The sequence below is a fragment of the Novosphingobium sp. genome, assembly GCF_036733805.1.
Lineage (GTDB): Bacteria > Pseudomonadota > Alphaproteobacteria > Sphingomonadales > Sphingomonadaceae > Novosphingobium.
On sequence record NZ_DAIMZT010000013.1, the window covers coordinates 38,294 to 52,952 of the forward strand.

Annotated in this window: 13 protein-coding genes; 3 read left to right on the forward strand and 10 right to left on the reverse strand. The window is 61.3% G+C overall.

Annotation, left to right across the window (positions count from 1 at the left end; genetic code table 11):
* Positions 1-24: 24 nt before the first annotated feature.
* From V7D69_RS05315 to V7D69_RS05330, 4 genes are read right to left on the reverse strand one after another with little or no spacing between them, the layout of a single operon-like run.
* Complete coding sequence (locus V7D69_RS05315; protein ID WP_324063813.1) at positions 25-876, reverse strand: phosphodiesterase; 852 nt, start codon at positions 874-876, stop codon at positions 25-27.
* Positions 877-905: 29 nt separating this feature from the next.
* Entirely contained in the window at positions 906-2,645 is a 1,740-nt protein-coding gene (locus tag V7D69_RS05320; protein ID WP_333605253.1) for a cytochrome c3 family protein, read from the reverse strand.
* A gap of 4 nt (positions 2,646-2,649) precedes the next feature.
* Entirely contained in the window at positions 2,650-3,501 is an 852-nt protein-coding gene (locus V7D69_RS05325; protein ID WP_324063815.1) for a hypothetical protein, read from the reverse strand.
* A complete protein-coding gene (locus tag V7D69_RS05330) occupies positions 3,501-5,945 on the reverse strand; it encodes a cyclic nucleotide-binding domain-containing protein (protein ID WP_333605254.1) in 2,445 nt (814 codons plus the stop codon). Before V7D69_RS05330 ends, V7D69_RS05325 begins: the two co-directional genes overlap by 1 nt.
* 132 nt (positions 5,946-6,077) lie before the next feature.
* Here V7D69_RS05330 and V7D69_RS05335 point away from each other — a divergent pair, with 132 nt between their 5' ends.
* Positions 6,078-7,010 carry a tetratricopeptide repeat protein gene (locus V7D69_RS05335; RefSeq protein WP_333605255.1) on the forward strand — a complete coding sequence of 311 codons (933 nt, stop codon included), beginning with the start codon at positions 6,078-6,080 and terminating at the stop codon, positions 7,008-7,010.
* A 20-nt stretch (positions 7,011-7,030) separates the two neighbouring features.
* Here V7D69_RS05335 and V7D69_RS05340 read toward each other — a convergent pair whose 3' ends face one another.
* The 3 genes from V7D69_RS05340 to V7D69_RS05350 form a co-directional block, all read right to left on the reverse strand.
* Positions 7,031-7,582 carry a Pycsar system effector family protein gene (locus tag V7D69_RS05340; protein WP_333605256.1) on the reverse strand — a complete coding sequence of 184 codons (552 nt, stop codon included), beginning with the start codon at positions 7,580-7,582 and terminating at the stop codon, positions 7,031-7,033.
* A gap of 6 nt (positions 7,583-7,588) precedes the next feature.
* Positions 7,589-8,944 carry an NADP-specific glutamate dehydrogenase gene (gene gdhA / locus V7D69_RS05345; RefSeq protein ID WP_333605257.1) on the reverse strand — a complete coding sequence of 452 codons (1,356 nt, stop codon included), beginning with the start codon at positions 8,942-8,944 and terminating at the stop codon, positions 7,589-7,591.
* A gap of 299 nt (positions 8,945-9,243) precedes the next feature.
* Positions 9,244-9,591 (reverse strand): hypothetical protein, encoded by a 348-nt coding sequence (locus V7D69_RS05350; protein ID WP_324064405.1) that lies wholly within the window; start codon positions 9,589-9,591, stop codon positions 9,244-9,246.
* 260 nt (positions 9,592-9,851) lie between these two features.
* Between V7D69_RS05350 and V7D69_RS05355 the strand changes: the two genes are divergently transcribed.
* Positions 9,852-10,781 carry a sensor histidine kinase gene (locus V7D69_RS05355; protein WP_324064406.1) on the forward strand — a complete coding sequence of 310 codons (930 nt, stop codon included), beginning with the start codon at positions 9,852-9,854 and terminating at the stop codon, positions 10,779-10,781.
* Between the two features lie 58 nt (positions 10,782-10,839).
* Entirely contained in the window at positions 10,840-11,937 is a 1,098-nt protein-coding gene (locus V7D69_RS05360; RefSeq protein ID WP_324064407.1) for a glycosyltransferase family 4 protein, read from the forward strand.
* Here V7D69_RS05360 and V7D69_RS05365 read toward each other — a convergent pair.
* From V7D69_RS05365 to V7D69_RS05375, 3 genes are all read right to left on the reverse strand, one after another.
* A complete protein-coding gene (locus V7D69_RS05365; protein ID WP_333605258.1) occupies positions 11,903-12,799 on the reverse strand; it encodes a glucosamine inositolphosphorylceramide transferase family protein in 897 nt (298 codons plus the stop codon). The two genes, V7D69_RS05360 and V7D69_RS05365, sit on opposite strands and share 35 nt — an antisense overlap.
* 52 nt (positions 12,800-12,851) lie before the next feature.
* The gene (locus V7D69_RS05370; protein ID WP_414691018.1) at positions 12,852-14,078 is read right to left on the reverse strand and encodes a glycosyltransferase family 4 protein; all 1,227 of its coding nucleotides are present in this window, start codon (positions 14,076-14,078) and stop codon (positions 12,852-12,854) included.
* A partial coding sequence (locus V7D69_RS05375; RefSeq protein ID WP_333605259.1) for an MlaA family lipoprotein occupies positions 14,075-14,659 on the reverse strand: 585 nt, incomplete at its 5' end. The genes V7D69_RS05370 and V7D69_RS05375, both read right to left, overlap by 4 nt.

Consider the following 14,659-nt stretch of genomic DNA (forward strand, 5'->3'; position numbering starts at 1 on the left):
TTCGGCGTCACGTGTCCCGGCTGCTCAATCCCCGGACCGTTCGCTTACGATCAAACGTACTACGTCCTGCATGGCCGCATCATAGCGCGCTAATATTCGGTGTTCGCCTACGCTCTCCACGTGGCTGACAAGCCGTGTGCCGTCCCAGCGGTGAAGCGCGTAAACCGGCGGCTCGTCCTGAATCATGTCCCGCGCGTCTGGACGCTCGGGATCGATCGGGTTGAGATCGAGCGCCACCAGCGGCGCGGTTGAGGCGCAGACCATTAGCGGCATTCCACGGAAGGCAGTGTATATCGTGCGATGAAGGTGCCCGCTGATGATCGCCCTGACTTGATCGTGTCCGGCAAGCGCCCCGGCCAGTCTCCCTATCCATGGCTCGCACGCATCGCTGTCCAGCCAGGCGATTCCGCTTTCAAAAGGCGGATGGTGAAGCGCGATCAAGGTCGGCGTAGCGGGATGCGCGTTCAGTTCCGCCGCAAGCCATGCCGCGCGCGTTTCACAGAAGGCGCCGCCGTGGCGGCCGGGCTCCAGCGTATCCAGAACCAGCAGACGCAATCCTTCAAAATCGAGCGCATACTGCACAAAACCGTCATGACTCGGCGTGCTGGGGAAAGCGGCGAGCAATGGCCCGCGCACGTCATGATTTCCCGCCATGGGCAAGACCGGGAAAGGACAATCGGCCACCGCGCTCGCCAGCCTCGCGTAACTGGCGGCATCACCGAACTCAGTGAGGTCTCCCGTCATCAGCAGCAGATCCGGAGAGTTCGGACCCGATGCGATCCTCTTCAGGACGGCCTTGAAGCGCTGCATATTGTGTTCATCCGGATTGTCCGGATCAAACCCGATATGAATGTCGGTGATCTGCGCGATAAGCAACGGCGCCCCCCCAAATCCCGTGCCGAATCTCAGTCCGGCCTTAGCGCGATCTTCGTTTCAATAGGCTTTCGTTTCCTCGAGCCGACTGCACCCGTGTGATATCCGTGGCACATGGCGCAGCTTGACGCCACCTTGTCCTTCGGCGCGGATTCTCCGAGGTGGCAAGTGCGGCATTGCTTGATGCCCGGCAGCAACACGTCCGAGGCACTCTTCGACGCTCTCGCCGCATGGCAGGTCTCGCACTTTTCCTGCCTGTGCGCCGCGTGATCGAACCAGCCGTGCGCAAAGAACCGCATCGGCTGCGTGACGGGCACGACGCCGAGCTTGCCGCCCGTCATGGTCGGCCGATGACACTCGCCGCAGATGCCGTCTTTCGAAAGCGCCCCACGCAATTGCAGACCGTGCCACATCGGCGCCGAGTAGTTGAAGCTGTAAAGCCCGCCGGCGGCGTATTGCCCAGGCCGGCGTCTATTCATGTCGGCGGGTGAACTCGGATGATAATCCCGAGCGGAAAGGTCGGCGATGAGCTGGTTGACATCGCCGTGATGCAGGCGTCGGAAAATCCCCCCAATCTTGTCGTAAGCCAGACTGTGGCATCCCTCGCAGTCGCGCTCCATGCGCACCGGCTTGAAGCGCACGCCGTCCTCTGTGGGGTGGTGACAATCCTTGCATTTCAAGCCGCTTGGGCCATAGCCGCGCTCCGCGCCGATATTCGCAGCCATGCGCGCTACTCCGCCTGAGGGATCAAGGTGCAGCTTATGCGGAAAGCTCAGGCCGCCGTCCTCATGCGGAGCGTGATCCAGAGAAACCTCGCTGACCTTCCGAGTCATGGGGTCGGTTACGACCGTCGCCGTGAATTGCGGATGCAGCTTGCCAAAATCGGATGCATTGCCAAGCACGGTATCCGGCAGATTGCCTTTCAAGCCGGTATGGCAATCGGCACAGAATTGCTGGCTGGGCGCATCCAGTCGCATCGGTCCCTGATGCTCGACGTGGCAATCCTGGCAAGCCCCTGGCCCCTGCTTGCCGAAAGCATGCGCCACGGACCAGAGGAAACGCTGTCCCAGAGGCAGATTGCCGCGTGCCGCCGCCAGACGCATCGGATCTGCATGATCGTGCGCGTCCTTGTGACACGACAGGCAAGTCTCATCACGAACTGAGACGAATGCCTTGACGTGGCATGCCTCGCAGCGGTCGGTCAGCGAATGATGGGCAAGGCTTAGCTCGCCGGGACTCCAACTCGCATCGCCGATAACGCCTTGTTTCGACGCAGGGTCGCGCATCGAATGGCTGACGATCGGCACGGCCAGAAATGCCAAAAGGATCACCGCCGCAAGAATCCACGACATGCCGCGCTTGCCCGGCACTACGCCTGACAGTGAAAAGCGACGTTTTTCCTCTAGGTCGCCAGAGCGCGTAGCGGCGGTTTCGGCTTGGCGGACAATGAGAAGCACGGCACCGTCGCTGTCCTGCGAAACGGTGACACGCCAGGTGCCGAAACCCAGCTCGGCGCCGCCACGCGGATCGATCCCGGCAGAGCGCGTGTCAGCGCCGTCGCGCACGAACCCCAGCGAGCCCGTAGCCGCCACTTCCAGTCGCCCGGCTTGCAAGACCATCGTGGCATGGCGCGGCTCCACCGCCAGGTCCGGCAAGTGAATATCGTTCTGGGTGGAACGCCCTATGGAAAGCGTATTTGTGTTAAGGTCGCGGTCGCGCACAATCTCGCGCCCGGTAGCAGTCAGTTCGATCTGACGAATGCGGAACGTCATGGCGTTACCAATAATAAAACACGGAAATGATGTGCGCGGTCAGCGCCGCCAGAAGCGCCATTGTCGCCGGCACATGGACATAGAGCCACACCTCCAGCATAGCCTTCAGCCTCATCTGTCGCCGCAAGCGTTCAAGCTGAGCCTTGCGGCGCACCAGCAGCTTCTCCACACGTTCGCCGGCAGCGTCGTTCTCGTTTGCCAAGCCCAGCATCGCCTTCTGTGTGGCGCAATCCGGATAATTGCCGGACAAGCGCCGCAACAGGCCGGCGGCAAACGGATCCTCTTCCAGCGCGGCCAGAACCAGATCCGACTGCGCGCGTCCCAGCGGTTGCGCGGCATCGTCAAGCTGGCGATCGAGCGCGCGGATCGCATCGATCATTTGCGCCTGAGTCATTTGCTCGCGGTTGGAGCTCAAGGCGGAAGGCAACGTCGAATAGGCCCAAATGCCGAATAGACCTGATAGGATGACCAGCATCATCAGCGCATAAGCCAGGGTGTGCACATTCCAGCCGAATTGGAAGCCGGTGTGCAGCGTGGCGATCACGATCAGCGAAAGGCCAAGGTAGACATGCGCTGACGTCCACGCCTTCAATGACCAGCGCCCTTCGGTAATCGCCCGCTTGCGGATGCCGAGCAGCGAAAGCCACACGATCAACAAAGCACCGATCGTGCCGAGCGTGTAACCGATCCAGGTACTCCCGCTCGGACGCGGCTTAGGGTCAGTGAGAAGATAAGCGACGATGGCGATGAGGCACAGAGCCGTCGCCATTTTCAGCCAACGAAACTCGCGATGCCTCAGGAACCCTTCGTGGCTGGAGCGATATTCGCGGTTAGTGCTACCGGGTAGGCTGGCCATCAATTTTCCTCCGCCAGCTTCGCCACTGAGAGGAATGCCTCTGGTGAAACACGGATCGCTGCACCGGTAGGGCAGGCACGCACGCAGGAAGGGCCGCCGTCGATTCCCGCGCACATATCGCACTTGATCGCCTTCTTGGGCTTTTCGATCCCTTCCGCGTGTTTCTTGCGCCATGTCTTGGAGGGTTCGCCCGGCCCAGGCCCCGTGCCCAGAAATAGCCACGACAGCAGCGAGGGCTTTTTGGGCGGCGCCGAGTCCATGCGGATTACGCCATAAGGGCAATTGCGCTGACAATTGCCGCAACCGATGCAGGTCTCGTCAATGAAGACCTCACCGTCGACGCCCCGCTGGATTGCGTTAGGCGGGCAATCGGCCATGCAGTGCGGATGCTCGCAGTGGCGGCAGGAAGTCGGCACGTGGAGGTGAGCGTAAGTGGTGCCCGCCTCGCGATCGAGACGCGAAAGGCCGTCATGACTGTCCGCGCATGCCTTTTCGCAATTGTCGCAGCCCACGCAGAGCGTTTCGTCGATCAGCAGGACGTCGGTGGCTTCCCCGATGCCGTTATCGACCAGAAACTGCGCGGTCTGCGAATACATGTCGACGACGCTGGAGAAGTTCTCCTTGCGCCCTTCGATGAAAGAGTTGACTTCCTTGCGACGTTCCATCTCGGCCCGCGCCTTGCGGAGCAGCGCCGGCTTCTGTTCCAACAAACGGACGAACGCTTCACCGGGCAGACGGATGACTTCGGAACGGATCGCCGCCCGGACCGTGGCGCTGCGCCGCGACCCATCAATCACCGCCATCTCGCCCACATAAGAGCCGGCGGGAAGATAGCTCAGGAACACCGGCTTGCCCGCGATCTGGCGCTCGACGATCATGGAGCCGCGCCGGATGATGTAAATGTCGTTGCCCTCATCGCCCTCTTTCAGCACGATCTTGTCCGCCCGCACTTCCTGTATCTCGGCCCCCTCGACCAGTTCGGCGACGTCCTCGCTCGTAAGACCCGAGCCGAAAATCTGCAGCAATTGCCGCTCGATGGAGATGCGGTTGACCACCTTCGCGGCGGCGGGCGCCGTCGCGATCAGCTTGAGCGCAGCGGCGCGGGACAGTTCGACAACGATCAGGTCTTCCGCCGCCCTGATCGTCGCGCCACGCCTGCGGCCTGAAATCAGGCCCACTTCGCCGAAAATCGAACCTTCGCGAATGGGCGCGACGATGCTAGGATCGTCCTTGTTGACTTCGACCAGCACGGAGCCCTGCGCAATCGCGAAGAGTGAGGAACCGGGTTCGTTGCGCTCGAACACGATCTGGCCCCGGGTGAAAGCCTGAACATCGGAATCAAGCATCAGTTCGCGCAACTGCAGGGCGGAAATGTCCTTGAAGATATCGATCCGCGAACCGAACAGGGCTAGCCATTCATCCACGCTGCGCCGCCCAGGCAGGGCTGCGAACTTCTCCGCCAGGATCGGCTCGTCAGCGGGTTTGAGCGTGGTATTGCCGTTGAGAAATTCGACGACATCATAGCCCTGATTCATGCAGTGCTTAATGAGCGGATAGCCCGCCAGCGCGCCGATCACGTGGATGCCTGGCCGCGTCGTCTCAAACACCGGCGACAGCACGGGGAACGCCTCCCGCTCGGGACTTGTGAACTCAGCACCACAGGCTTCCACGAACGGTCGAGGCGGGGCGGAGCCTGTGCGGGCGATAATCCGGTCGCACCGAATAGCTTCCTGACCGTCGCGGGTATCCAGCACCAGCTCCCCTGGCCGGACTTCCGCCGGACTCGCCTCGTAACGCACGAACAGCCGCCCCGCCGCCTCCGCTTCTTGCAGCAGCTTGACGTTTGCCGCCTTGGCCCGGGCGAACTCAGTGCCGCGATTGAGGATCGTCACCACGTTGCGCTGCGCCGGATCGGCGGCCAGGCCGAACGCGTTCTCGATTCCGGCATCACCCGTACCGACGACCGTGATATGCTCGTCGACATATTCGGTGGGATCATCCAGCTGATACTGCACGTGCGGCAAATCGGCGCCTGCGCACCGCAGAAGGTTGGGATTGCCCTGCGTTCCGATCGCCAGGATCACCGCTTCGGCCTTCACCGCGTCCCCGCCCTTGAGCAAGAGCGTGAAATTCCCCTTCTCGCCCTCGATCTTCACCACATCCGCATTGTAACGGACATTGACCGCCAGCTTGCCCGTCTGCTCGTCCCAGACGCCGAGAACGGCCTCGCGTTTGCCCGCTTCGAAACCCAGGTCGGAGCGCAGCACCAGCGAGCTGGGCGTCGCCATCACATGCTTGCCCTTCTGATACTTGTAGATCGTGTCGGAGAGATGATCGGTCTTTTCCAAAAGGACATGACTGAGACCAAGTTGTGCGGCGCGGCCGGCGGCGCTCAGACCGGCAGGGCCCGAGCCGACAATGGCGATGCGCACGCTGACTTCCACGATTTCCCCCCTCGCCGCCGCTCGCTGCGATGACGGACGATTGCATTGCTCTGCAAAAGCCCGCATCTGGCGCGAACACCCTGCCCGGCAAATACCGGCGGTCGATGACGCAGTAATGGACGGGAATTGGCGATGATACAACAGCGCACGAAGAGAATTCCGCTCGGGCGCGTCGTGCTGATACTGGCCGCACTGCTCGTGTTTGGCGTGGTCGGGTATCGGTTTGTTGGAAATCGAGGGCACGGCCCTTCGATGATATCCGGTGCGGCTTCAGGCGAAGCGCAGACGCTTACCGATCTCGAGAAGGCTACCGCAGACGGCCCCGACGATGCGCGCACATGGCGAAAGCTGGGCCTGGCTTACTTCGAAGCCCAGCGCTTCGCCGACGCAGCTCGCGCTTATGAGCGCGCGACCGCGTTGGCGCCGAACGACGCCTCCTCATGGTCTGCCCTGGGCGAAGCGCGGGTGATGGCCAGCGAGCACGATCCCATGCCCTCGGACGCCGCCACCGCGTTTGATAAGGCGCTGGCGCTCGATCCCAAAGATCCGCGTGCGCGCTATTTTCACGCCGTCAGATCGGACCTGGCAGGCAATCACGAAACGGCGTTGAGCGAATGGCTGTCCCTGCTGGCCGACACGCCGCCGGATGCGGCCTGGCACGATGATCTTGTCCGCACCATCGTGCAGGTCGGTAAGATCAACAAGATCGATGTCCACGATCGCATCGCGGCGGCCGAGAAACAGCCGCCCGTGGCTAAACTGCCGGCGACTTCCCTGCCCGCAGCGGCACAAGGCATCCCTGGACCGACGCCGCAAGACCTTGCCCGAGCGTCTTCCATGCGTCCTGAAGATCAGAGCGCCATGGCCGAAGGCATGGTGGCGCGGCTCGAAAACCGGCTGAAGGACGATCCCCGGAACGTGAACGGCTGGATTATGCTGATCCGCAGCCGCGTGACTTTGCAGCAGCCCCAAAAGGCCGCCAACGCGCTGGCCGACGCGGTTGTCGCCAATCCGGGGCAGGCGGACTATCTGAAACAGCAGGCAAGCATATTGGGCGTCCGCTGATAAGAGGCCCCAGAAGTGCCCTAAATCAGCGGCGCCACGTTGCGTCCGCCGAACAGCAGGAACGCGATCAAGGTGAGCGTGAGGCCGGCCAGGAAAAGACGGTAAGCGTATCCCAGATAGCGGTATTTCTTCCGCTGAAGCACCTGACCGTTCTGATAGACGTCACGCAGCATCGTGCGAAACATGCTCTCATCCGTGGCAAGGCGCTCCACCACCAGTTCCGTGAACTCTTCCTCCCTCATCTGCGTAAACACGCCAAAGAACAGAATATTGGATTTCTCGATCTCCGCCGGTGGCCCGCGCGTCGAGGGCATGACCACCATCACCGCGCAAATTGCCGAAAGGAACGAGAAGCACGCCAGCACTAGCAACGGCAGGGGCAGACTGCCCTTGCTCGCCTGCCCGACGGTGATGGTGAAGACAATGAAGGTCGCGCCCATGAGGATGCTCGCCTTCTGGTCGGCCATCTGGCTGAGCACCAGTTGCGTCTGAGTGGCCGTGCGCACCAATTGCACCGCCTGCGCAGGATAGATCCTATCTTTCCCCAGCGGCGGCGGCCCCGAGTCAGTCACGGTCCGTCATACCACCCCAAAGGCGAGCATCGCGTCGGCGACTTTCTTGAAACCTGCGATATTGGCGCCCTTGACATAATCCACATAGCCGCCACCCCGATCGCCGTAAGTAAGGCAGCGCTGGTGTATCCCGTGCATGATGTCTTTGAGCATCTGCTGCAATTCACCCTCGCTCCACGAACGCCGGGCCGAGTTCTGGCTCATTTCCAGTCCGGATACAGCCACACCTCCGGCGTTAGCCGCCTTGCCCGGCGCAAACATGATCTTCGCCGCCTTGAAGGCATGCACCGCGTCAAGATCGCATGGCATATTGGCGCCTTCCGAAACCGCTATGCAGCCGTTTGCCACCAGCGCTCTCGCGTCATCGCCCAGCAGTTCGTTCTGTGTCGCGCAGGGAAGCGCCACGTCGCAGGGCACATGCCAAGGGGTCTTTCCTTCATGGAACCTCGCGCCCTTGAACTGTTCCACATAGTCTTGAATGCGACCCCGCCTATGAGTCTTATGCGCCTTGACCCAGTCGATCTTTTCTAAGGTCAGCCCCTCCGGATCGTGAATGAAACCGCCGGAATCCGAAAGCGTCACCGGCTTGCCGCCAAGATGCACGATCTTCTCCGCCGCGTGCGTGGCAACATTGCCCGAGCCGGAGATCACGGTGATCTTGCCTTCCAGGTTCATGTCCCTGGCGGCCAGCATATTGGCCAGGAAATAGACCGCGCCATAACCGGTCGCTTCCGGTCGGATCAGCGAGCCCCCATACTCCAGACCCTTGCCGGTGAGAACGCCGGTAAAGTGGCCCGTGATGCGCTTGTACTGGCCGAACATGAAGCCGATCTCGCGCCCGCCCACCCCGATATCTCCGGCAGGCACGTCAACATCGGCGCCGATGTGACGGTAAAGTTCGGTCATGAACGACTGGCAGAAGCGCATGATCTCGCGCACGCTCTTGCCCTTGGGGTTGAAGTTCGAACCACCCTTCCCGCCCCCCATCGGCAGACCTGTGAGCGCGTTCTTGAAGGTCTGTTCGAAGGCCAGGAATTTGAGCACCGATTCGGTCACAGAGGGATGAAACCTGATCCCCCCTTTATAAGGGCCGATCGCATTGTTGTTCTGCACACGCCAGCCGCGCTGCACCCGAATGTTCCCCTGATCGTCCTCCCAACAAACCCGAAAGCTGACGACCCGATCAGGCTCCGCAACCCGGCGCAGGATCTGCTGCTCGTGATATTCTTCCTTGTCGCCGATGAAGTCGAAGATATCTTCCGCCACTTCCTGCACCGCCTGGACAAATTCCGGCTGGTAAGGATTGCGGCGCTTAACACCTTCCATGAAGCCATTGAAATCGACGTGGTCGGAAACTGCCATGATAATCCCCCTCTCCTTGCGGACTCTTGTTATATGATTGCCCACTGACGCCAAGAATAAGGCAGCAAAACCTTCTCGTACAGTGAAACGCGGCCGGAATTTTTTCGACCACCGCCGCGCACCCTGCCAAACCGGATTCTGGCCGATAGCGTCATTCCGCCTCGATGACGTTTCGGCCGGCCGCATATGAACCCACCGCCGCGGTTCGTTCAGCCTGGGGCACGGTTTCCTCCCTATGCAGGCACTCCCAGGCAGTCCGGTGAGGAGCGATTATGCGTAAGTATGTGACTATTGCGATGTTAAGTGCGGGGCTTCTCGCATGCCGTTCCGCCAACGCTCAAAGCTGGGGTCTCTACATCGGAAACGGCGGGACCCCCGCTCATTATCGCGATGATGACGACGATGACAACGACGGCGTGGCTCGATCCGTTTGCTCGGGCCAACGCGCTCATGGCCTTGAGGATCGTCTGCGGCACGAGGTGGATGAAAATGAGATCGGTGACGACGAAGCCGATCGCATTCATGGGGTGATCGACCGCCTGGAGGACAAGCAGCGCCATGAGTGCGAGGAAGGCGATCGGCGTGCTATCGGCGAGATAGCATACCGCTATGATCGCATTGCCCAATGGATTGACAGCGAGGCTCACGGCGATCGACGCCAGGGTTGGTGAAGCCGACCCCCTTGCAAATCCTCTATAATCGGGTCGCGTCGCGCTCGCGTGAACCGACAAGACCAAGCTGATCGAACTTCCCGTGGATCGGACACGTCCGATCCACGGATTATGCCTTTCCATGGATCAATTGCTTTGCTTTTGTGGGCGGTTCATATCAACGGATAGTGATCGACACGTGATCGGTGTACCGATAGACCCTCGATCGCTGTCCGTGGGAAGGGGGAAGCATCCACATGTCGGCTTCGGCCAAGCGCTCCGTGCTGCAGATGTCCGTGCCCGTTCAGCTCAGCGTGGCGCTGGCAGGTGTAAGCGTGGCGCTGGGCTTGCGTTGGATCATCGATCGGGGCGCCAGCGGACTCGAGATGGCGACCTTCTTCCCGATCATCGTGATTTCCGCGCTCATCATGTGCTGGCCGGTAGCAGGAGCGACCGCCGTGCTAAGCGTCGTGAGCGCTGTCCTTTTTCTCAGGCATGGACGCGAAGCCACCCCTTTCGCGAATGCCGTCCTGCTTGCGACATATCTGGTCACCGTCAGCCTCATCATCGCCACGGGCCAGGCGCTGCAGCGGGTCGTCCGCGAGTTGCAACTGCAAAAGGATCAGGCGGAGCAATTCAACATCGAGCTTCAACATCGCGTCAAGAACGTCCTTCAGATCGTCAAGGCTCTTGCTTCCCGTGCTGCCAGAACGGAGGATCCTGTAACTTTCTACCGAGCGCTTGAGGGACGCATTGACGCGCTCGCTGGCGCTAATCAGCTGCTCGGCATTACCCGGCACAAAAGCGGTCCTCTTTCCATGGTGATCGCCGCGGCCCTAGCGCCATTTCCTTCGCACTTCTGTGTCGAGGGGAATGACTGTCACATTCGCGGAGACATCGCTGTCACGCTCACGATGGTTCTTCACGAACTAGCCACAAACGCTTTGAAGTATGGCGCGCTTTCCCGCGAAGGCGGTCGAGTGCGTTTGAATTGGGTAGCCGCAGATGGGGAAGCCCTGTTAAACTGGCGGGAGGAAGGCGGCCCCTTCGTAAAACCGCCGGAGCGGCAGGGACTTGGAACAAGGCTCCTGACCAGCCATGGCGGTCTCAAGCATGTCAATGTCGATTTCAACGCCGCAGGGCTGCGATGCAGCATTGCTCTGCCTTGCGAAATGACCGCTGGTTGACTTACGGGCGAAGGGCGGCTCGTTTCCCGCTACTTCATCGACCACACAGAAAGCCGCAATGACCAATCCCCGCATTGCCTACGTCATCAATTCGGTGGAGGGCGGCGGAGCGGCGCTTCCGGTCCCTCATGTAACTCAGGTCCTGCGCCAGGCCGGTGCCGAAGTGAAGGTGTTTGCCCTTACCCGCAGAGACGGCCGCGCGCTTCCCCCCATGATCGATGCGGGGCTTGAACCGGAAGTCCGCGATGGCGGGGAACGCGATCATCTTGCCGCCACGCTATGGCTGACGCGCGAGTTGCGGGATTGGGGTGCGACGCATTTGTGGACCTCTCTCAGTCGCGCAACCATCCTGGGCCTACTGATCGGTCCCTTGCTCGACCTGCCGGTAATCTCTTGGCAGCATGCCGCTTTCCTCAAACCCTGGAACCGGCGGCTGATGCGTCTGCTGCAATCGCGCGCCGCGTTATGGGTTGCCGATTCTCGATCCGTCGCGGAATTGACAGCGGACCGCCTCAAAGTCCCCGCACATCGCCTTGCCACTTGGCCGATCTATTTCGCCGATCCACAGATGCCGCAGGCGCGGCCGTGGCATCCTGGAGAGCCCCTGCGCCTCGGCAGCCTGGGCAGGCTTCATCCGGTAAAAGGTTACGACGTACTGATTGCCGCCTTGGCGCGCTTGCAAGCCATGGGTTTCGTCCCGCCCGTACCCGTCGAAGTGATGATTGGGGGTGAGGGTGAGCAGCGCGGTCAGCTTGCAGCGATGGCTGAGCGGGCGCAGCTCGACGGTCTGCACCTTCCCGGATATACGGCTGAACCGCGCCGGTTTCTGGCGGACTTACACCTTTATCTGCAGCCTTCGCGTTCCGAGGGCTTTTGTATCGCGGCACATGAAGCGTTAACCGCCGGCCTTCCCGTCATTGCCTCCGCCGTGGGCGAGCTATCTCACTCGATCGTGCCCGGACGCACCGGATGGCTTGTTTCGCCCGGCGATGTCGATGCATTGGCAATTGCGCTCCGCAGCGCCCTCTCCAGCCCCGCCTCTCTCGCCGCCGTGGGAAAGGCAGCACGCATGGACATGTTCGAACGCTTTTCACAAGCCCATTTCGAGGCCGCCGGGCGAGCTATCTGGAAGCGGATCGCCCCAGAAAACGCCTGACGTCAAGCGCTATACCGGCAAGGGAGCGATCTATCGTTTTTACGTCGAACAGGGTCACGTCACCGCAAGCGGAAAGAGTATGCATGCCTTCGCAATGCGCCGGTGCGCCGGGCGGAAAGGCCATCGTCTCCCCTCTAGTGGCGGCGAAACCGGTTTCATCAAGCAGATCGATCCACAAGGGGCGGATGCCGCCGCCATAAGTCCTTTCGCAGTCCTGCGTCGGCAACATGATGCGTCCGTCAATTACCTCCGGCGTACCGCCAGGCCGGGCCGAAGCGAAATCGCGTCGCACTGGATTGTCAGGATGCAAGGTCCAGGGCCCACACAGCTTCTCGGACCAGGCAACGTGCAGCGAGCCCAGCTTGGCCGCCTTGCTCGCGGCTGAGGCGTAGAAGAGCCACCACCGGCCGCCATAGCTCAGGATCGAAGCGTCGACGGGCACGCAATCGAGTTCTATCACGCATTCCGGCCGCCAGTCTTCCAGCATGCCGAATGCCCGATAAAGCGTAAGGCGGCCCGATCGGTGAGCTTCGGGAAGCATCCAAGTTGCCCCTTCGCCGTCGAACACGAACGGGTAGGAAAGGTGCCAGGGCTCGCGCAATGCCGGCCGTCGATCGAGGAGTTCGAAACCGGCGTCAAAGGTCAACCTTTCGATGATCCCGTGGCGCGTGCGATAATCGTATTGTTCGACGAATACGTGAAGATTTTCGCCTGATCGGTAACCGAAAGGATCAGCGAGGAAAGTGAATGGCGGCTCTTCGGGAAACCAATGGATGGCGTCTTGCTGGATCCCCGATGACAGGATCGAGCCGATCGGCTGCGCCGCGATGGCGCACCGCCATATATCCTTGCGCCTGGGCATGGCAGACGGTTAGCAGCCGCCGCCATGCGCGCAACGCATCAAATGCGGAATCCTATTTTGCACCCAAGGCAGCGAAATAGGCCCCCACAATTCCGTCGTTAGCGCGATCCCAAGTGTAAGCGCGGCTATGGACCAAGGCATTGACGGCATGCTCCTTCCGCAGCGTGGGATTTTCAAGGTATTTCCGGATCGCGCCGACATAGCCGTCTATATCGCCAGGCGAGACGAGCATGCCGGTCGACCCGTCCACCACGAGGCTTCTATTGCCTGTGGCGTCAGCCGCGACCACCGGCACGCCGCACGCCATCGCCTCCAGTGAGACGTTCCCGAAAGCCTCGGTCACTGACGGATTGAGCAGGATGTCCGCGCCGGCAAGAGCGCGCGCCAGTGCCTCTCCCTGTTGGTAGCCGACGAATACCGCCTCGGGAAGCCTGGGCTCAAACTCCGCGCGAGCTGGCCCCTCGCCGATCACCAGGACGCGAAATTCGGCACCTTCGGCGCGGAGCCGTGCAACCACCTCCCCGAATACGCCGAGGCCCTTTTCCAGCACCAGCCGACCGAGAAAAGCGATGACCGGCACCGTATCGGGAAATCCCATCTCGCGCCGCCAGACTTCGCTGCGGCGGCCCGGATGGAACTCGTCCGGGTCCACGCCGCGCGTCCAGATGCCGATATTCTCGCTCATGCCTTGGGCCCGCATGGTATCCGCTGCTGACTGGCAAGGCACGACAACGCGGTCACAAGCACTATAAAAGCGCCGCAACCTGGCCAGAAGCGGACGCTCCAGCAGGCCCAGGCCATAGTAGCGCGGATAAGTTTCGAAGCGGGTATGCATCGCCGCTACAACCGGTACACCCATGTGCCGGGCCAGCTTCAATGCGCTGCTCCCGTGCAGGAACGGCAACGATATATGGAACAAATTGGGAGCGAAGGCAGCGATATCGGCGCGGACCGCGCGTGACAGCCCCCAAGCGACGCGGTATTCTTTGCGCCCGAAGGGCAACGGTGAGGACGGCACGCTGACCAGGTCCCCCACGGGCTCGAAAGCAGGATTTTCGCAAGTTGGCGAATAGACTCTCACCGCAGCGCCGCGATCAAGCAAATAGCGCACCAGCCGGTTCTGTGCCCGATTGGCGCCATCGCGCAGACAGTTGTAATTGCCGCTCACGAAAGCGATGCGCAACGCGGTCAGATCGGGTTCGAGCAGGCGGCAGGCATGCGGAGCCGCAAGATCGTCCACGGATCGCAGCCGGTGATCGACTATCGCCATGCCGCTCACGGCGAAGTTGCCGGCGGCGATGAGACCGCTCCATTCGCTGGGGCAGCGGACGTTTCCGACGGTTTGCGCTTCGCATCGTCCCGGTTTTTTGGTTCAGTATCCGGCCATTGATAATATGGCGGATCGTCCAGGCTCTTCCGCTTGCCCTTGAGGACTTCGATTTCCGCCTTCCGGCGCGCCAGATATTCCTCCCGCTGGGCGACGTACGGATCAGGGGCGGAACGAAGCCTCAAGAACTTGCCGTCGTCCTGCACGCGCTCATCCAGCGCGTTCAACACGCTCTTGCCCAGCGCGACCTTAGGGTCGGCAAAAGGCTTGGGCGCGATGACCGGAAGGACCAAGAGATCGAAAGGCCGCGCGATAAGATCGCGCAAGGTGGTCGAACCTATCACCGGCAAAAACAGGTAAGGTCCTGGCCCCACCCCATAAAAGCCGAGCGTGTCGGCAAGACCGTTCGAACGGCGCGGCAGGTTGAACGGCTTGCGCTTGGCCACATCGAAAAGTCCAGCCAAGCCCAGCGTCGAATTGATCGCGAAACGTCCCAGCGTTTCCAGCGCCTTACCCGGCTTGAGTTGAAGCAG